The organism is Pseudovibrio japonicus (assembly GCF_014651595.1).
GTDB classification, from domain to species: domain Bacteria; phylum Pseudomonadota; class Alphaproteobacteria; order Rhizobiales; family Stappiaceae; genus Pseudovibrio; species Pseudovibrio japonicus.
This window is the reverse complement of record NZ_BMXE01000004.1, coordinates 1-16,735: the sequence shown is the minus strand read 5'-3', so window position 1 is coordinate 16,735 and position 16,735 is coordinate 1. Positions and strand designations below refer to the sequence as shown.

The following is a 16,735-nucleotide window of genomic DNA, read 5'->3' as shown; positions in this document are numbered from 1 at the left end:
AATGCACAATTTCGACACCGATTTCATGGGACGGCCCTCTACGTACGACTGGGTTGAGCCCGGTCAAACAAGAACGCCGGAAGAGTACCCTTACAATTTTGACGCTCATTTCAAGTGGCGTGAGTTCGACAAGCTTGCTCACGATGAGCCACGCCAGGTGTTTTACTCTGATCGGATGCTTTCTTGGGATTATGAGAAGTACATGGAATCCTTCGGCTCTCATGGGTGGCTAACAAGCCTCACCAAGGAGCAATGCAAGAAAGCCGTTGAGACGTATTTCGGCGCATCACAAGAGTGCGTCGGTTTTGCTCTCTGCTGCAATCAGTCCACCGGCTATCCAATTGGCATCTTCTTCGTGAAACCCAAACAGTCCAACCAGGCCGGAGGTTCGAATGGCTGAATACCCGCAAAATATGACCGATGAACTGCGTGACGTGCTGGGCCTAATGATTATGCAAACTTGCCCAATAGCGCACGCTTTACGCAGAGGCGGAGAAGACATTCCGCACAAGACGGAAGCTGAACAAGCTTATGTCCTGCACTGGCTGATTGGTCTTGTCCTAGAACATGGTGAGGGCTGGCGCGAAAAAGTAAGCGAGCGCCTCCAGCATATCGCCGCTGATGCAAGAGCGGAACAGTCCTGAGAACTCCGATTTTTGAGAGGTGAAGCATGGTCGTAATCAGAAGCAATAACAGCCAGATGCTTTTTACAGCAGAGGATGCTCAAAAACTCAAAAATGAATGCGATCGCAGTCGTACATTCACCGAGTGCGGGTATTTCTGCGTAATGGGCTGGAAAGGGCGCGAACTGTTGGTCAATGCTTTCTCTAATAGCCGCGAGGAGTACGACCGCATAATGGGAGCCCGTACAAAAAGGGCTTATTCGCGCTACTCTAGAAAGGCCGGTAGGTGATGATGCAAGCAGGGCCTTTTATAATATTCTTGGATATGGACGGAGTTCTAAATACTCCGCGAGTTTGCTTAACTCAAAAATCGAGCAGGAACCCGTATAGCTGGATTGACCCAATATCCGTAAAGCTACTGAACCGGCTCATTCGAGACACTGAAGAAAAGCACAGTGCGGCTGTAAAGATTGTGCTGTCTTCATCGTGGCGGACGAGCATGGAGCGCGGCGATCTTTATCAGATGATGGGTTTGATCAATCTTGATGCTGACTGTCACGATCAGTTCAAAACCCCGTATCCAGAAGTCGGGGAGATACGTGGCGATCAAATCGACAGGTGGCTCGCTGCGAACTCCGATGTAACCAACTGGATTATTCTGGATGATGAGAGCGATTTCCACGATCACCAGAAACCAAGACTAATTCAGACCTCCATGGAAGACGGTATTTTGCTGAGCCACTTCACGCAGGCTGAGAATGTTATTGAGCGCATCTTCCAACCTTGCGACAACCCCAATCCGCAGGAGACGTAATGAGAAGTAACTTTAAAGACTGCACCTATGGGCCTGCTCTGAAAGCATTTCTTGACGGTATAGAAAACCAGCAATGCCGCTCAGGCCGCACCACGCGAATGCTGGATGCAGTCAAAGAGGGCGATGTGGTTGTTTGTTGGGATGCAGCCCATGCAAGACATATTCGCTTTGGCCTGGAAGAACGAGAACTACGTGATGTCCGCCTCGTAACACTTGGCACACAAACGGGTAGCCTACCCATGACAAGCGGCCACGTTCACTTCGACCACTACTCGCTACTCCACCACTTCCATACCGCGATTGTGCGGGCTCAGCAACAAGTTGAAGACATGGTGAAAGTCATGGCTCCCGAGCCTGATCCAATGCATCCACTCAACCAACTGGCGGAGGCGTTCCTTGGCAGAACAGATAAGCGTGTAAGGAAACACTCTAACAAGGAAAGTGATCATGAGTGAACTCGATATCACAATTAAGCTGACTGAGGCCAATGTAAAAGACGCGGTTGCCGAGTGGTTGAACCGTAATGTTTCGGTCAAAACAGATTGGACGCGGGACAACGTTCAGCTTGTGGCAGAGGCTCAGGTTCAAGGGTACGGCCCACAAGAGCGAACGGTTCATGTTCCGGTTGTTCGGGCGAGAACAGCGAATGACTGAGTACAACCCGCTAACATCAAAGTAATTCCCAGTCTTAGGAGCTCACAGAAATGAGTGGACCAATCCCGCCAGAAGTCTTCAAGATGGCATCTGAGGCTACGTTGGAAGACTTGCGCAACGCAATGGGTGGGGATTTGCAGGTGGGGCACCGAAAGGCCACTCAGATCCTTGGCACTCACCCCACGATACTTCTTGAGGCTGGCGACCTTGGCCAGATCAAGTTTACTGTTCGGGGTAAGCGGAGATATTACTCCCTGCCCTTTTTGTTCGAATATCTCATGACACCAGGAAAGGAGGAAGTAGCATGTCCGTCTATCGGCCAAAGGACAAGAAAGGGAAATACAAGAGCCAGGAGTTCCACTACGACTTCCAGTACAAGGGTCGTAGATATTACGGAAGCACGGAAAAGACCACCAAGAGGGAAGCGGAGAAAGTAGAAGCGCGTCTGCGGGAAGAACTCAAGACTCCCAAAGACACAACGACAATTGACGGCGCTTTTGATAATTTTTGGGAAGAGAAAGCGCAGCACTATTCGGAACCAAAAGCAGTCTCATGGCGTCTTGAGCAGCTTCAGGACAATCTTAGCGAAATACTCGACCAAGACCGAGTTGACTACAATCTTTCAGAAATCAAAACGCGCCACCTTGCGCGCTACGTCTCAGCCCGCCGAAGCCAACCCAACAAGCGCGGCCACCTACCGCAACCGGCAACGATCAATCGCGAACTCAGCTTGCTGCGCACAATCTTCAACTATGCAAACGATGTTTGGGAACTTGAGATCACAGTTCCGAACTTCAAGGCTGTTATGCTTGAAGAGCCGGATGCACGGATTGTGGAAGTGACAGCAGACGATCAGGCGAAAATTAAAGAGCACATGCGAGAAGATTTTCATGATGCTCTTGATTTCCTCATTCTCGCCGGTCCCAGAGCATCGAATGCGCTCGTCGGTAAAGGGATCGTGTTGACGGCTGATGCAGTTGACTTTGACCACATGCAAATCACTTTTCAGGTGAAGTCAAAGAAGCCAGGTGGCCGCCGCATTGTAATCCCAATCACCGGCCCTATGGCAACCATACTTGCAAACAACATCGGCAATCACGAGGATTCCGTCTTCACATACGTTGCGAGACGTACCATTGATGGTCGGCAACGTGGTGCTCGTTACCCTCTTCAAGTCCATACATTCCGGCGTGAATTTAAGGCAGCTGCAGAAGCAATCGGGAAGCCGAAATTGCGTGTTCATGACTTGCGTCACACTGCAGCAACCCGTACACTGAGAGTGACCGGAAACCTCCGCGTAGCGCAGAAACTTTTGGGTCATACACGGTCGACAACAACCGAAAAGTATGCCCACCTGATGACTGATGATTTCGCTACTCAAATGGAGATGGTGCACAGTGGGAAGTCGCAAACGGACAAAAAGTCCCGGAATATTACCGGAACTTCCCAAACAAAACCCCTTAAGGTATTGAAAAAACGACGCAAATAGATTTTGCGAAATATTCCTTGAAAACCAGCGGGCGTGGAAGCGTCTCGTGGGTTCGAATCCCACCCTCTCCGCCATCTATCTTATTGATAGATAATGCAAAAAGAACCCGCCTTTATGGTGGGTTTTTTGTTGTCTGAATGAGAGTGGAAATATTCGACACCGGGTAACAAGCACTTTCATTTTATGCAAGTTGGGGCCTTTTGCTTCTTCCCGTTTCATGTGCTTTCATAGGTTGAGTTCAAGAACCGAAATGCGCACGCTGCGGGCAACAGTTATAGCTAACTCCATGCATCCCCCAATTAAAGAGCGCAGCTTCGCTCCACCTTCGCCTCAAGATCTAAAGGCGTCGAAGATTAGTCCTCTTAGCCATCGGTGGCCGGGATCGGCGTCCATGCGTGGGTGCCAGATTTGGGAGACTGTGACTTCAGGTGTGCTGACTGGTAGTTCGAACATCTCCGTTTGGGCAGCCAGTCCCGCACGGCAGTAGGAGCGCGGAATAAGGCCGATCAGATCAGATTCTGCCGCGACTGCAATAACGGAGGGGAAACTTGGTACCACCACGTTCACAGCGCGTGTAAGCCCAAGCCTTGCAAGCGCGTCGTCGATAGGGCCGGTAAAACTTCCACGCCTGGAGGCGACAACATGCGGCCACGCAACATAATCTTCTACTGTGACTGGCGTTTTCTCCAGCAACGGGTGGTTTGAGTGAACGATGCCCACAAAGGAATCGCGAAACAGTGTGCGAGCGCGTAGTTCGGCGCCATCACCGGAGATAACCCCGATCTCCAAGTCCACCGTTGCGTTTCTTAGTGACTGAATTTCTTTTTCCGGCTTTGCAGCGAAGCGCAGCCTGACGCCGGGAGCTGCTTCCATGACCATGGTGCTCAAACGGGCGGCGTGCATAAAGACAAAAGCCGCATTCGCACGAATGGTGAAATCCCTTTGGAGTTCTCGGATGTCGAGCTCTGGTGGTGAGCTGAGCACCTTTTGCGCTGCACCTACGAGTGCGTGAACCTCACCGGCAATTTCCTGAGCATGGGGTGTCGGCACCATAGCCCTTCCGGCAGGCACCAGAAGTGCATCCCCTGTCGCTGAGCGCAAGCGTGACAATGTACGGCTCATGGCCGACGTGCTCAAACCAAGCTCGCGGGCGGCAGCCGTTACACTGCGCTCGTGAAGCAATACATCCAATGCAATGAGAAGGTTAAGGTCTAACTTAGGCATGGTGCAAATTATCAAGATAAGGCGTTTGGTGCAACTCTCCCTTTACTGCATTGCGTCTGGCGCACTGTATTTGTCACTGTTATTGTTTGGCCAAAGGAAATGAATAAGGTTTGCATTAATGTCGGCTATTGCTACTTCACAATCTCATCATGATGGCCTCCCGGCGCCTCAGCGCTATATGGCACTTGCAGTCCTATTCGTTTCACTCGTTCTTGTCGTTCTTGACGGTGCTATCGCAAATGTTGCGCTGCCCTCGATTGCAGCGTCTTTCAATGCCAGCCCAAGTGACACTGTCTGGGTGGTTTCAAGTTACCAACTTGCTGTACTGGTTGCGCTTTTACCCTGCGGTGCACTCGGCGAAATCATCGGCCCACGGCGGGTATTTCTGGCGGGCGTTGCTGCTTTTACCATCAGCTCGGCAGTCTGTGCTTTTGCAGGAAGTCTGTCGATCCTGATTTTGGCGCGCTTTGTTCAAGGACTCGGCGGAGGCGCGATTATGGCTCTTATTGCCATGAACCTGCGCTTTGCGGTACCGCATCGGATGCTGGGAACAGTAATCGGCTTCAATGCAATGGTTATTGCTATTTCTTCTGCAGCAGGTCCGGGCATTGCCGGAGCAATTTTGGCAGTGGCGCACTGGCCGTGGCTGTTTGCTGTCAACGTGCCGATCGGCATCATCATCTTGCTCAGTGGTGGGCTCTTGAGCAAGGTCGGAGGGCTTACGCGACGTTTGAGCAAATCCGTACTTCTGGCCAATGCCCTGATGTTCATATTATTCTTTACGGGTGCAGATCAAATGACCAGCGCTCCGATATTTGGTGCCTTTCTGATAGGGGCGTCAATTCTCTGCCTTCTGGCAGTTTTGTATATGGAACGCGGGGTTAGCACGCCAATTGTACCCACGGATCTTCTTGCCGCCCCTGCGTTTCGCTCTGCAGCGATCACTTCTGTTTTATGTTTCGCCAGCCAGACACTTAGTTTCGTTGCTCTGCCCTTCTACCTGCATCACAATCTAGATATGAGCCCGATTCAGATCGGGCTGTTTATGATGCCGTGGCCAATAACTGTGGCCGTGGTCGCTCCAATTGCTGCCCAACTGGCAAAACGTATTAAAGTTGCATGGCTTTGTGCCATTGGCGCCGCCTTTCTTGCTGTTGGCTTGTTTATTATTGATGTGTTTCCAACGGATTCTGCTGCGACGGCCTTTTTGGTCGGAACAGTTCTGGCTGGAATAGGCTTTGGTCTATTTCAGACCCCCAACAACCAAGTTTTATTGCTTTCAGTACCAAAGGTGCGCAGTGGTGCGGCAGGTGCAGCCCAAGGAACTGCCCGACTTATGGGACAAACCATCGGTTCAATTTCCATGTCGCTCATATTTGCAAGTGTTTCGCTTTCAAACGCCTCGACTGTCGCGCTTGGCGTTGCCAGCTTGTCTGCGCTGCTGGCTAGTTTTGTTTGCCTGAGCCGGGTACGCCATGAGGCGGTTGTGTAGACCTACAGATCTAGGTCGGTAGCTTCTTGTTTTGTGGACTGGGCGTTACTTCACTCCTATGCCAATCAGAACGGGCAGATGTTGGTTATCGACTTCAACTGAAAATGCCTGCTCCACTCGAACCTGCGCAAAGTTTGCGTCATTGAGAGCGCGCTCAACTCGAGCTGGAGTTAATCCGAAGTCATTCATTTCAGATGGCAACCAGTCCCATTGTATGAAGTATCCGTTCGGAGCTATTGCGTTGGACAGCGTGTGAAGCAAAACTTTGTAGTTCGGCAGGAAACTGCAAACTGATGAAGCAACAATCAGATCGAAATCTGCGAGCCAATCTGCGGTGAGCTGCTGTGTACCATTGCCGATCTCTACACAGTTTGGGATCACATTACTTAGTTGCTTTCTTTTGAGGACCTCAATCATTTTCTCTGTTAGGAGCCCAGTTCCACATCCAAAATCCAGCACACGCTTTGATTTCCATTGGGGGCTGCAAACATTCACATGGCTCAGAAGAGACGCAAATGCCTTATCCGCGTATGAACGGACCTGCTCATCTTGATCCCAATTCGCTGCGGCTTTGCTCCAGTTCTCAGGCATCAAGTTTCCTTTAGGATTTTTCTCATTGAGATCGTGTTCGCCTTTCGGGAGACCTCCTCCCACTCAAGACGGGTATAAAGCTGCAAATTCTTCGGCATGGCCGCATGGGTATTCAATGTCATTGCATGAAAACCCTGTTTGCGTGCCTCGTTCTGCGCAAAGGTAATGAGCTCACGGCCCAGTCCCTTGCCTTGATGATCTGGGTGGACAGCCAAATTGGCGAGTTTCATCTCAACTGCCTGCGGAACAAGAAAAAGACAGCCAAGGATTTCGTTGTTATCGACTGCGACCCAAACGCGGTCTTTTCCGATCTCATCTGCGCACCCCTCCGAGACCGGAGGTAAGTCAGATAAGATCTTGGCGTAGTGCGCATAGGCAGCTTCAATGCATACCGCGATGGCGTCCGCATCCGCCAATTGGGCTTTGCGAATTCGTGACTCATTCATCTTTGGTTTGAGGTCCCGTTATGCTTGGAGGTTGACGCGACTGATGGCCCTCTTAAATTCAAGGGCGTCTTTTGCCGGTAAATCCTGAAGGAACGCCTGAACGACGGTGCTGTAGATGTTATCACCCTGATTCAGCAGGTTCTGGCCGGCCCTTGTGAGTAGGATGTGCTGCGCGCGCGCATCGTATCGGCAGGGGACGCGTTCTACCAATCCCCGCTCTTCCAGTTTGACGACCATCGAACTTGCCGATGCTTTCTTGACCCCTATGGCATCAACCACGTCCTGCAAATGCTGGCCGTGCTCTTTCTTATCTACCTTCCGGGCTTCTTGATCTTTGATCGCGCGCAGATATTCGTACTCACTGTGCGTCAAACCGAGTTGCCCACTCTGCTTGGCCCACTCTCGATGAGCAAGCCGATGGAACACTTCAACAAGTTTTTCTAGTTTCATAGCTCACCCAATTAGTATGTCTTACTAACTAAATTAGACTAGACTGAGTGTCAATGGAGTTCGCGGCGAAATGGTTCAGGTACGTGCTCCGGTTTGCACGGAGAGTTTTGTATATGCCACTCCCCAGATCTGCCGTTTTACCGTATGAGGGACATCGCTGATGGGTGTTTCTGATAGAAAAAGAGCTGCAATCACGGGATCGCAGCTCTTTGCTTTGTCAGAAATGAGCGGTTATCGCTCTTGTGAGATCATTGCTGCGGCCATCAAGCGGTAGGTGATCTGAGCGGCGGTGAAATCCCATGCGGCATTGCCGTCTGGGGCGAGTTCGACCACATCGAGACCAACGCATTTGCGTCCTTTTAGTGCATGCTCAACCAAGTGCAGTGCTTGATAATAACCTAGGCCGCCGGGTACCGGTGTGCCGGTTGCTGGCATCTGCGACGGGTCCAGACCGTCCACATCAAAGGAAATGTAGATGTGTTCCGGAAAATCTTCCGGCAGATCAATGGCATGCAGGCCCTTGGTGACCAGTTCTTCTGCATCAACAAAGAAAACGTTGTTAACTGTGCGGCTGTCCATTTCCTGCTGGCAAAGCGCGCGAACACCGAATTGGGCTAGTGAGTTGCCCTCTTCCACCAGTAGGTTCATGACAGAGGCATGAGAGTGCTTCTCGCCCTGATATGCGACGCGCAAGTCAGCATGAGCGTCCACCTGAACAATGCCGACCGGTTTACCGAGTGCCCGTGCGACGCCAGATACAGCGCCATAGGACAAGGAATGCTCCCCCCCTAGCGTGACCGGGATTTTTCCGACTTTCACCGCAGCTTCTGTGCGCTGTGCTAGTCGTTCCATAACCTCTGGCAGTGGGCCTTCACAGTCCACTGGTGCTTGTGTTGCTACGCCAGAAGCGCAAGGCTCAACACCATTGCTGCCGCGTTCAAGTTCGTTGCTGGCCTCTATGATGGCTTCGGGGCCTTTAACCGTGCCTGAGCCATAAGAGACGGTGCGCTCCAGTGGCATGGGAATAATGGTAAAGAGTGCGTCTTTTACACTGCGTTCAGCTTCAGTAAGCTCGCTGTCGAGAAAAGCAGACATTTCGTACCCTTAAGAAAGACGATTCAGGAAGTCGTTGTAGGCGAACTCACGAATAATCTTAAGTTCATCGCTCTTGGAATTCCAAACTGCGATTGCTGGCAGAGGAACGCCGTTGAAGGTGTTTGTCTTCACCATCGAATAGTGTGCCTGATCCAAAAAGGCGAAACGGTCACCAACTTCCAGCCGTTCTGCTCGCGTGTAATCACCGATGACATCGCCAGCAAGGCATGATGGACCGCCCAGACGATAGGTATGACCCTGTTTCACTTCATCCAGCATAGCCGGGCGATATGGGGCTTCAATCACGTCCGGCATGTGGCAGGTTGCCGAGATATCCACGATTGCCAGGTCCATGGTATTTACTGGCAGATCCAGAACTTCACCAACGAGAATGCCTGCGTCCAATGCAACAGCTTCACCCGGTTCCAGGTAGACTTCCAGTCCAGTTGCTTCGCGCACGTCCTTGACGAAAGCGATCAATGCTTCGCGGTCGTAGTCTGCCCGTGTGATATGATGCCCGCCGCCGAAATTGATCCATTTCAGCTGGCCGAAATATGGAGCGATCTTGTCCTTCACAGCGTTCCACGTGCGCTCGAGTGGCTCGAACCCCTGTTCGCACAAGGTGTGCATATGGATGCCATTGACACCTTGCATCACCTCGGCATCCAGTCTAGAAACCGGAAAACCCAATCGTGAGCATGGTGCGCATGGATCGTACTTTTCGACCTCGCCTTCGGAATGCTCCGGATTGATGCGCAGACCAACATCCACCCGATTTTTCGCAGCGCGCACGTTTGGCAGAAAGCGTTCTTTTTGCGCCGGAGAATTGAAGATCATATGGTCGCTATAACCAATGATTTCGTCAATCTCGCTGGCTTTGTAGCCTGCACAGAAGGTGGCAACTTCACCACCGTATTTCTCGCGTCCCAGACGTGCTTCATAAAGCCCTGAGGCGCAGGTCCCTTCCAGATATTCACGCACCACTGGGGCGAGTGAAAACATGGAGAAGGCTTTCAGCGCGGAAAGGACGTGCGCGCCTGAGCGGTCAGCGACGTCCTTAAGGACAGAGAGGTTCCGACGAACCGCAACCTCATCAACGACAAAACAGGGACTTGGGACCCGGGAGAGATCAAAGGTCTTGAAAGCTCCCGCATCCCCTGCCTGTGTCTGCATCATCCCAGCCATCAGCTTAGAACTGAACCGGGCCGTCGAGCTCGTGTACCTGCCAAGGCAGGCCGTGCTCGTTCAGCATGTCCATGAATGCATCTGGGTCTAGCTGTTCCATGTTCCAAACACCCGGTTCTTTCCAGATGCCTTTCAGCACCATTGCCGCGCCGATCATGGCTGGAACGCCGGTGGTGTAAGAAACAGCCTGTGAGCCAACTTCTGCGTAGCACTCTTCGTGGTCGCAAATATTGTAGATGTAGTAGGTCTTCTCGCCGGAGCCGTCTTTTGCCTGACCGGTAGCGATATCACCAATGCAGGTTTTTCCTTTGGTCAATTCCCCCAGACCGCTTGGGTCAGGCAGAACGGATTTGAGGAACTGAAGCGGAATAATCTCGTGACCTTCGTGCATGACAGGCTCAATTGAGGTCATGCCGATGCCTTCAAGCACGCGCACGTGGTTGATGTAGGCATCACCGAATGTCATCCAGAAACGGGCACGCTCGATCTCCGTGAAGTGGGTTTTCAGGCTCTCTAGTTCCTCATGGTACATGAGGTACATGTTTTTTTCGCCAACGCCCGGGAAGTCGAATGCCACTTTATGTGTCATTGCAGGGCTGGTGACCCAATCACCTTTTTCCCAGTGACGTGCATCCGCGGTGACTTCGCGGATGTTGATTTCCGGATTGAAGTTGGTTGCAAACGCCTTGCCGTTGTCTCCGCCGTTACAGTCGAGAATGTCGATTTGGCGAATGGTGTCGAGCTTATGTTTCTTGAGCCATGTTGCGAACACGGACGTTACGCCCGGATCGAAACCAGAGCCTAGGATCGCTGTCAGACCTGCTTCCTTGAAACGCTCCTGATAGGCCCACTGCCAGTGGTATTCAAACTTTGCTTCGTCTTCCGGCTCGTAGTTTGCGGTGTCCAGATAGTTGATGCCAGCTTCTAGACAGGCGTCCATCAGTTTGAGATCCTGATAAGGCAGCGCCAGGTTCACCAGAAGCTCAGCGCCACTTTCTTTGATCAGCGCAACAACTGCAGCAACGTCCATCGCGTCTACTTCAGCTGTTTTGATCTCAATCCCGGCTCTCTCCTTTACGCTCTTGGCGATGTCGTCACATTTAAACTTGCGACGGGATGCCAGCGTAACTTCGGAGAAAATGTCCGAGTTCATTGCCATTTTGTGTACAGCAGCAGAGGAAACCCCGCCTGCGCCGATTACCAGAGTCTTACCCATGATTGTTCCCCGGTTACTGGATTATTCGTAATAGGTGTAGCCGTTGATGCTGTCACGATAGGCAGCAACCAACGTGCGGCGATCAGCGTTCTTAAGTGTGCCGGCGGACACGGCCTCATCGATGAGTTTGCGGAACGCGTCGACGCAGTCGCGTGGATCATACTCTACATAAGACAGAACCTGCGAAATTGTATCCCCCTCCACTTCCTGAAGGAGATCAAATCCGCCATCTGCTCTCAAATCGATGGTTGCCACATTGGTGTCGCCAAACAGATTGTGCAGGTCACCTAGTGTTTCCTGATAGGCCCCAACAAAGAAGACGCCGAGATAGTAAGGCTTCCCTTCTTCTAGAGTATGCACTGGCAATGAGGGCGAGATGCCGTCTGCCAGGATGAATTTGTCCACCTTGCCATCGCTGTCGCATGTGATGTCGGAAAGAACGGCACGGCGGTCTGGAGCTTCATTCAGGCGCTGTAGCGGGACGATTGGGTGGAGCTGGTCGATTGCCCAAACGTCCGGCAGAGACTGGAACAGTGAGAAATTACAATGGTAGATATCAGCCACCTTCTCCAGCTGTTCGTCGATCTCCGGCGCACTGCCTGTTGGCGGTGCCAGTTCCTTAATCTTGGACATGAGATGCAGGTATATGCGCTCGGAACGGCCCATCTGGCGCAGGTCAATGTATCCACGGCGGAAGAGTGCGCGTAGTTCATTGCGGTAGAACGAGGCGTCGTTCAGACATTCCTGAAGCCGGTCGGCATTCAGGTAGCCTTCAACGGCTGCAAGGTCCGAAACCATGTGGTGGTCATCTTTTTCGGGCTTTGGCGCGGTTGGGGCATCAAACAGGGTTGCCTCAAGCACGTTGAAGAGCAGCATTGAGGATGTAGCCACAACAGCGCGGCCACTTTCAGTGATTAGTGTTGGGTGCGTGAGTTCTGCCTCATCCATTGCGTAGGCAACAGTTTCAACCACATTGGAGCAGTATTCCTCAACCGAGTAGTTGGTGGAGTTCTCAATTGCCTTTTTCTCACCGGTGTAGTCGACACCAAGACCGCCGCCGAGATCCAGATGGGTCAGCTCCGCCCCTTCCCTGGTAAGCTCAACAAAGTAGCGGCACGCTTCACCCACCGCGCGGCGGACATCGTTGACGTCTGGCACCTGCGAACCAAGGTGGGAGTGCTGCAGCTTCAGGCAATGGAGCAATTTTGCATCGCGCAGCTTATCGATGACCGATACCAGTTGATCGGTGTTCATGCCAAAGGTGGAACGATCGCCAGAGCTTTCTTCCCACTTGCCACCTATCTGGTTGGTCAACTTTACGCGTACACCGAGCAAAGGCTCTTCGCCGAGTTCCTCAACAACAGCAATGACGGTGTCGAGTTCTTTCGGGCTTTCCAGCACGATGATGGTGTTGAAGCCCAGTTTGCGTGAAAGAATTGCGAGGCGGATAAACTCTTCATCTTTTACGCCATTACATACGATAAGCGCGTCTTTAGGTAGGCGGTGCGCGAGTGCGATAACAAGCTCTGGTTTGGAGCCAGCTTCCAAGCCGTATGAGTAAGGACGGCCAAACTCAACAATGCGGTCAACAACCTGTGCTTGCTGGTTTACTTTGATCGGGTAAACGCCACGATACTTGCCCTTATAACCAACGCGTTTGATCGCGTCTGTCATGGAGTTGTTGATGTGAGCGATTTCGTTTTGCAGGAACGAACTTACGCGCAGCAAAAGCGGGGAATGGATACCACGTTGTTCAAGGTCATGAACGATTTCCGGCAGACTCACTTTAGGAGCATCCGGCATCAAAGGATTACTAAGTGCGATATCGCCGTTTGGCAGCACAGAGAGAAGATCTTTACCCCAGCGCCCCATACCGTAAATCGCATGGGCATTACCTTGATTATTTGGCAACCATTTATCTCCTTCCAGAAATGATTTTGCCCCATTTACTCATGGTATACCCATCTGACAAGCACAATATTGTGGTTCTCAGCATCGAAGGGCTCAGAACAGGTGCACAAATCATTTTTGCACAACGGATAATTTTAACGGGAAGTTAAGTTTGCGAAAAACATTGCAGAGGGCCTCCGTAAATCCGATAGCTTTGATTTAATCCACTATTTTTTGTGGAGTGAATTCTTCGAGGTCTGATTGCACACAAAGGAAATATAGATTAAATTCTTTAATTGGATTATTCTTCTAAAATGAATTCTAGTGGCTGCAGGGCAATTATGACTTGGCAAGAGCGACTTCAACAACTACGCAAGCAAAATGAGATGACGATTCAGGACCTCGCGAGGCTTGCGAACATTGGGTATGACAATCTTTATAAGATCGAAAAAGGTCTGATCGAAAACCCGCGTGGGGATACGATTGCAAAACTTTCTCATGCGCTTGGGGTTGACGAACAGTTTCTCCGATTTGGATTTCATAAGGTTGATAATCACTCCTCATTTGATAGCTCCAAGTTTCTAGCGGGCCTTGAAGAGAGTACCAGAGAGGTTGATCTGGGGCTTATTGATAGAGCATGGCGTCAAGCACTTGAAGTGGAAGAGCAGGTTTATGGAGTTGGCAACAAGGGACCAATTGACTTTGTTTCAACCATGTTTGCACGCATATATCAGGAGATGCTTAAACGAAGCGAATAGGCAACGAACATGCACTGCATTATTTCGGTTCATCAAAAGAAGTGAATTTCTTAATTTGTCAGTCGTTTTCATTTCAAGGTAGCTTGTCGTAGACCAACGCATTTCTATCTAGTTACTATTTTTCTACGCATAATCACGGTAATATACCGACTACACTTTTTACATATATAGTCGGAGCATATTTTTATGGTTTCAACTCTACGTACTTTTAGAGATCTCGAAGAGATTCGCTCGATACCGGTCTCTACACAGCAACGATATGATGAATTTCTGACGCTAATGGAGTCGGAAGGCCTTCTTAGTTTCGTTAAAGCGGCTACTTTGGAAGAATCTGGAACGCATGACTATCAGTCAATAACGTTAGCTGAAAAAGAAGTTGTTATGGGACGTCTTCGCCAGATGCTAGTTGTTGTTAGGCATATGAGGAGCCCAAAGGAAGATGCATAATCGGTTCATTAAGAACTGCCCAATCCATGGAGCTTATCGCAACATACATGGCGATCTGATGTCTGATATTCTTTCTCTATGGGATAAGACTGGCGGCCAGGTGGTGGATGAATTTCTTCCCTACATTGAGTACCTTGTCCAGTTTAAGGGGGATTATGTTCGTGGAGACCTACCAGTAGCAATTTATTCAGGTAGCAAGACGTTGGCTGCAAAGATTTTGGGCGATAAGTGGAGTGGATGTTCGCAAGATTTGAATTCAGATTTAGACCTTGCATTTCGGAGCTATGTTGCTGAAGGATATCGAGCTGCGGTCATAAGTAACGAGCCAATACTTGATATTATTTCCTATGATTTTCGTGTGAGTGAATCAGAGGTTATTTGGGTTGCCTATTCTCGACTAATTTTCCCTTTGTATCTGAAAACGGGCAAGGCATTGCTCGGATCCCTTGCCCTGCCCACACAACCTATTGTGCGTGTCGATAGGCAAGATCTTCAACATCCTCTTGGTCGTTCGCAACGTACCAAAGGTCGTGGGGAAATTCTGTTGCACGACGCTCCCATCGGATCCCCATAGGCTTGATCATTCCCCACTCGAATTTGGAAGCAAGCCCTCTTGAGACATGATCGTCTGTCATAAAGGCATAGATTAAGTTTGGTTTCCATGTGAGCCAATTTATCATCATTGCCAAATGTGCGAGATCTTGTGCCAGTCCATGTCCTCTCCATTCTTTGTCTATCCACATTGCCCCCATGTATATAACACGGCCCGGGCGCTTGCGTGCAAATCCCGGTTGCTTATCTTTGAGTTCAGGACGGCCTCCGTCTTCATGCGTGAAGATACGCTGCATGTGAACTTTCCAATAATCTGATAGAGACCATTCACCAAGGTTATCAAGCCGAGCAACGCATGTGCCTACCGTTTTGTATTGCCCTGTTGCTATTTTTTCACGTAGGTACACGCAGCTCAAATTTTCCGGCGTGATTGTATTGAAGGACACCCCAAAATGCTCTCCTGGCGCTTCCTCGGTGTGTTGAATGTAAGAAGCATAATTATGTTGGTCTTGATCTACTACAATCTCCAAGCTGTACTCTGAGATTCGATCTCTCAGTTTAGTTATTGCTCTGGCAAAAGAGATAATATCCATTCCTAACAACCTATAGTCTGTTGAACTCCTACTTGTACCAGCTCAATGAAAGGCACTGGCGCGCGTCAACCAACTAAGTCGAAAGGCTTGTTGAGTATTTGAGATTCGTGACAAATAATACCTTGTCTTACCTAAGGACAAACATCCCGAAGCAGGTAACCAGTTTATACAAGTTGAAAATGCTTCATGACGCTGGTTACGCATACGACACAAGACCACCTATCTCCCTGAATATTAAAAGAAATTATGGACAACTTTTGATATTGTACCGAATACGTAGGTTAGGCCAAACTTACACTCGAATTCAAAATTGGATTTTGTTCTTTCTAATTATTAAAATCTAAGATATGGATTTATTATCCAATTTAGCCTTGCTTTGTGTTCTTTCCATTTTGCAAGGAGTCCTGTTGGCACTATTTGTCTTTTTATTGTTCTCTAGTTGAAAGAGCTCTTATGCCCATCGACATAAATCGCGATGATCATTCAGATAAAGTAAAGAGTAGGCATGCGGCTGCGCGGCAAGATGTTTTTGATAGTCTTCTTAAGGCGGCAACTGCGCATCTTGATGATAGAAACGCTGAAGTTGACTTTCTAAACATGTTTAATTCTGATCTTGTGTTGTGTGAACCCGAGCTGGGCTCCATTGTAAAGCACAGAGATACCGAAGAAGTTGGCTTTGTGTGCGGAGAAGTCACAATGCTCTCTGGGCTTCGAGCACTTAAATTCCGACCTTTCGATAGCTCTCCCACTGAGAGTGTAACTTGTGATCCAAGTGAGCTGATTGTGATTGGTGACCCTAAGCTTCGGGTTGGGTATCCAGTTCACTGCGAGAACTGATTTTGGCCGCGATTACATACCACGTTCATACCAAACAAAACGCTCCATATCTGGAGCGTTTTGTTTTTTTAAGATATTTGGCGAACGATCAGTACTCAGAGACATCACCTAGTTCAAACTCGACGGGTTTCAAGACGTATTCGTCTGGGATGTCTGCCAGTTGAACGACCTTGCCACCGTTCTTGGAGGAGAATTTCTCGGCGCCGGCTTTTGTGCCAAACGGTATGGCTTCTGGTGCGCCCATGCCGCCGATCTGAGTGCTTTCGATGACAAAGAAGGCGGTATCGGCGTCAACCCAGTTGTCGGTTCCAGGCTGCTCCCAGCTTTCTGCTTTATCCATGTCGTTCACGTAAATTGCGACATAGTCTTTGGATTCTTC

Annotated in this window: 19 protein-coding genes; 9 read left to right on the top strand and 10 right to left on the bottom strand. The window is 50.0% G+C overall.

Features of this window, described 5'->3' with window-relative positions; translation table 11 throughout:
* Position 1 precedes the first annotated feature (1 nt).
* The 6 genes from IE076_RS11535 to IE076_RS11510 all read left to right on the top strand — a co-directional run bounded on the left by IE076_RS11535 (position 2) and on the right by IE076_RS11510 (position 3,580).
* Positions 2-400 (top strand): hypothetical protein, encoded by a 399-nt coding sequence (locus IE076_RS11535; RefSeq protein WP_189436956.1) that lies wholly within the window; start codon positions 2-4, stop codon positions 398-400.
* A complete protein-coding gene (locus tag IE076_RS11530; RefSeq protein WP_189436955.1) occupies positions 393-644 on the top strand; it encodes a hypothetical protein in 252 nt (83 codons plus the stop codon). The genes IE076_RS11535 and IE076_RS11530 overlap by 8 nt, the downstream gene beginning before the upstream one ends.
* 268 nt (positions 645-912) lie before the next feature.
* The gene (locus IE076_RS11525) at positions 913-1,437 is read left to right on the top strand and encodes an HAD domain-containing protein (RefSeq protein ID WP_308936432.1); all 525 of its coding nucleotides are present in this window, start codon (positions 913-915) and stop codon (positions 1,435-1,437) included.
* Positions 1,437-1,892 carry a hypothetical protein gene (locus IE076_RS11520; protein WP_189436953.1) on the top strand — a complete coding sequence of 152 codons (456 nt, stop codon included), beginning with the start codon at positions 1,437-1,439 and terminating at the stop codon, positions 1,890-1,892. Before IE076_RS11525 ends, IE076_RS11520 begins: the two co-directional genes overlap by 1 nt.
* The gene (locus IE076_RS11515) at positions 1,885-2,091 is read left to right on the top strand and encodes a hypothetical protein (RefSeq protein ID WP_189436952.1); all 207 of its coding nucleotides are present in this window, start codon (positions 1,885-1,887) and stop codon (positions 2,089-2,091) included. The genes IE076_RS11520 and IE076_RS11515 overlap by 8 nt, the downstream gene beginning before the upstream one ends.
* Before the next feature lie 304 nt (positions 2,092-2,395).
* Positions 2,396-3,580 carry a tyrosine-type recombinase/integrase gene (locus tag IE076_RS11510; RefSeq protein ID WP_189436951.1) on the top strand — a complete coding sequence of 395 codons (1,185 nt, stop codon included), beginning with the start codon at positions 2,396-2,398 and terminating at the stop codon, positions 3,578-3,580.
* A 330-nt stretch (positions 3,581-3,910) separates the two neighbouring features.
* On the opposite strand, the gene IE076_RS11505 is transcribed toward IE076_RS11510, so the two are convergent.
* Positions 3,911-4,804, bottom strand: coding sequence for a LysR family transcriptional regulator (locus IE076_RS11505; protein WP_189436950.1), 894 nt, complete (start codon positions 4,802-4,804; stop codon positions 3,911-3,913).
* 118 nt (positions 4,805-4,922) lie between these two features.
* On the opposite strand from IE076_RS11505, the gene IE076_RS11500 reads away from it, so the two are divergent.
* Complete coding sequence (locus IE076_RS11500) at positions 4,923-6,296, top strand: MFS transporter (protein ID WP_189436949.1); 1,374 nt, start codon at positions 4,923-4,925, stop codon at positions 6,294-6,296.
* Between the two features lie 45 nt (positions 6,297-6,341).
* Here the strand turns inward: IE076_RS11500 and IE076_RS11495 are convergent, their stop codons facing one another.
* The 7 genes from IE076_RS11495 to speA all read right to left on the bottom strand — a co-directional run bounded on the left by IE076_RS11495 (position 6,342) and on the right by speA (position 13,190).
* Positions 6,342-6,887 (bottom strand): methyltransferase domain-containing protein, encoded by a 546-nt coding sequence (locus tag IE076_RS11495; protein ID WP_189436948.1) that lies wholly within the window; start codon positions 6,885-6,887, stop codon positions 6,342-6,344.
* Positions 6,887-7,333, bottom strand: a complete 447-nt coding sequence (locus tag IE076_RS11490; RefSeq protein ID WP_189436947.1) for a GNAT family N-acetyltransferase — start codon at positions 7,331-7,333, stop codon at positions 6,887-6,889. The genes IE076_RS11495 and IE076_RS11490 overlap by 1 nt, the downstream gene beginning before the upstream one ends.
* An 18-nt stretch (positions 7,334-7,351) precedes the next feature.
* A complete protein-coding gene (locus IE076_RS11485) occupies positions 7,352-7,783 on the bottom strand; it encodes a MarR family winged helix-turn-helix transcriptional regulator (protein ID WP_189436946.1) in 432 nt (143 codons plus the stop codon).
* 231 nt (positions 7,784-8,014) lie between these two features.
* Positions 8,015-8,878, bottom strand: coding sequence for an agmatinase (gene speB, locus IE076_RS11480; protein ID WP_189436945.1), 864 nt, complete (start codon positions 8,876-8,878; stop codon positions 8,015-8,017).
* A 9-nt stretch (positions 8,879-8,887) separates the two neighbouring features.
* A complete protein-coding gene (gene nspC / locus IE076_RS11475) occupies positions 8,888-10,054 on the bottom strand; it encodes a carboxynorspermidine decarboxylase (protein WP_209009061.1) in 1,167 nt (388 codons plus the stop codon).
* Between the two features lie 13 nt (positions 10,055-10,067).
* On the bottom strand, positions 10,068-11,279 hold the full coding sequence (locus IE076_RS11470; protein WP_189436943.1) for a saccharopine dehydrogenase family protein: 1,212 nt from the start codon (positions 11,277-11,279) through the stop codon (positions 10,068-10,070).
* 21 nt (positions 11,280-11,300) lie between these two features.
* Positions 11,301-13,190: a biosynthetic arginine decarboxylase gene (speA, locus tag IE076_RS11465; RefSeq protein WP_189436942.1), complete on the bottom strand. Its 1,890-nt coding sequence runs from the start codon at positions 13,188-13,190 to the stop codon at positions 11,301-11,303.
* A 293-nt stretch (positions 13,191-13,483) separates the two neighbouring features.
* Here speA and IE076_RS11460 point away from each other — a divergent pair, with 293 nt between their 5' ends.
* Positions 13,484-13,927, top strand: a complete 444-nt coding sequence (locus tag IE076_RS11460) for a helix-turn-helix domain-containing protein (protein ID WP_308936435.1) — start codon at positions 13,484-13,486, stop codon at positions 13,925-13,927.
* A gap of 911 nt (positions 13,928-14,838) precedes the next feature.
* Here the strand turns inward: IE076_RS11460 and IE076_RS11455 are convergent.
* The gene (locus IE076_RS11455) at positions 14,839-15,519 is read right to left on the bottom strand and encodes a hypothetical protein (protein ID WP_189436940.1); all 681 of its coding nucleotides are present in this window, start codon (positions 15,517-15,519) and stop codon (positions 14,839-14,841) included.
* A gap of 453 nt (positions 15,520-15,972) precedes the next feature.
* Here IE076_RS11455 and IE076_RS11450 point away from each other — a divergent pair, with 453 nt between their 5' ends.
* Positions 15,973-16,356, top strand: coding sequence for a hypothetical protein (locus tag IE076_RS11450; RefSeq protein ID WP_189436939.1), 384 nt, complete (start codon positions 15,973-15,975; stop codon positions 16,354-16,356).
* Between the two features lie 88 nt (positions 16,357-16,444).
* Here IE076_RS11450 and IE076_RS11445 read toward each other — a convergent pair.
* Positions 16,445-16,735: nitrous oxide reductase accessory protein NosL (locus tag IE076_RS11445; protein WP_189436938.1), on the bottom strand; the 291-nt coding region annotated here is incomplete at its 5' end.

What these genes read in the sequence shown, in the direction of transcription:
- IE076_RS11535 (WP_189436956.1), top strand. Translation starts at nt 2, where the DNA reads ATGCACAATTTCGACACCGATTTCATGGGACGGCCCTCTACGTACGAC.
- IE076_RS11530 (WP_189436955.1), top strand. Translation starts at nt 393, where the DNA reads ATGGCTGAATACCCGCAAAATATGACCGATGAACTGCGTGACGTGCTG.
- IE076_RS11525 (WP_308936432.1), top strand. Translation starts at nt 913, where the DNA reads ATGATGCAAGCAGGGCCTTTTATAATATTCTTGGATATGGACGGAGTT.
- IE076_RS11520 (WP_189436953.1), top strand. Translation starts at nt 1,437, where the DNA reads ATGAGAAGTAACTTTAAAGACTGCACCTATGGGCCTGCTCTGAAAGCA.
- IE076_RS11515 (WP_189436952.1), top strand. Translation starts at nt 1,885, where the DNA reads ATGAGTGAACTCGATATCACAATTAAGCTGACTGAGGCCAATGTAAAA.
- IE076_RS11510 (WP_189436951.1), top strand. Translation starts at nt 2,396, where the DNA reads ATGTCCGTCTATCGGCCAAAGGACAAGAAAGGGAAATACAAGAGCCAG.
- IE076_RS11505 (WP_189436950.1), bottom strand. Translation starts at nt 4,804, where the DNA reads ATGCCTAAGTTAGACCTTAACCTTCTCATTGCATTGGATGTATTGCTT.
- IE076_RS11500 (WP_189436949.1), top strand. Translation starts at nt 4,923, where the DNA reads ATGTCGGCTATTGCTACTTCACAATCTCATCATGATGGCCTCCCGGCG.
- IE076_RS11495 (WP_189436948.1), bottom strand. Translation starts at nt 6,887, where the DNA reads ATGCCTGAGAACTGGAGCAAAGCCGCAGCGAATTGGGATCAAGATGAG.
- IE076_RS11490 (WP_189436947.1), bottom strand. Translation starts at nt 7,333, where the DNA reads ATGAATGAGTCACGAATTCGCAAAGCCCAATTGGCGGATGCGGACGCC.
- IE076_RS11485 (WP_189436946.1), bottom strand. Translation starts at nt 7,783, where the DNA reads ATGAAACTAGAAAAACTTGTTGAAGTGTTCCATCGGCTTGCTCATCGA.
- speB (WP_189436945.1), bottom strand. Translation starts at nt 8,878, where the DNA reads ATGTCTGCTTTTCTCGACAGCGAGCTTACTGAAGCTGAACGCAGTGTA.
- nspC (WP_209009061.1), bottom strand. Translation starts at nt 10,054, where the DNA reads ATGATGCAGACACAGGCAGGGGATGCGGGAGCTTTCAAGACCTTTGAT.
- IE076_RS11470 (WP_189436943.1), bottom strand. Translation starts at nt 11,279, where the DNA reads ATGGGTAAGACTCTGGTAATCGGCGCAGGCGGGGTTTCCTCTGCTGCT.
- IE076_RS11460 (WP_308936435.1), top strand. Translation starts at nt 13,484, where the DNA reads ATGAATTCTAGTGGCTGCAGGGCAATTATGACTTGGCAAGAGCGACTT.
- IE076_RS11455 (WP_189436940.1), bottom strand. Translation starts at nt 15,519, where the DNA reads ATGGATATTATCTCTTTTGCCAGAGCAATAACTAAACTGAGAGATCGA.
- IE076_RS11450 (WP_189436939.1), top strand. Translation starts at nt 15,973, where the DNA reads ATGCCCATCGACATAAATCGCGATGATCATTCAGATAAAGTAAAGAGT.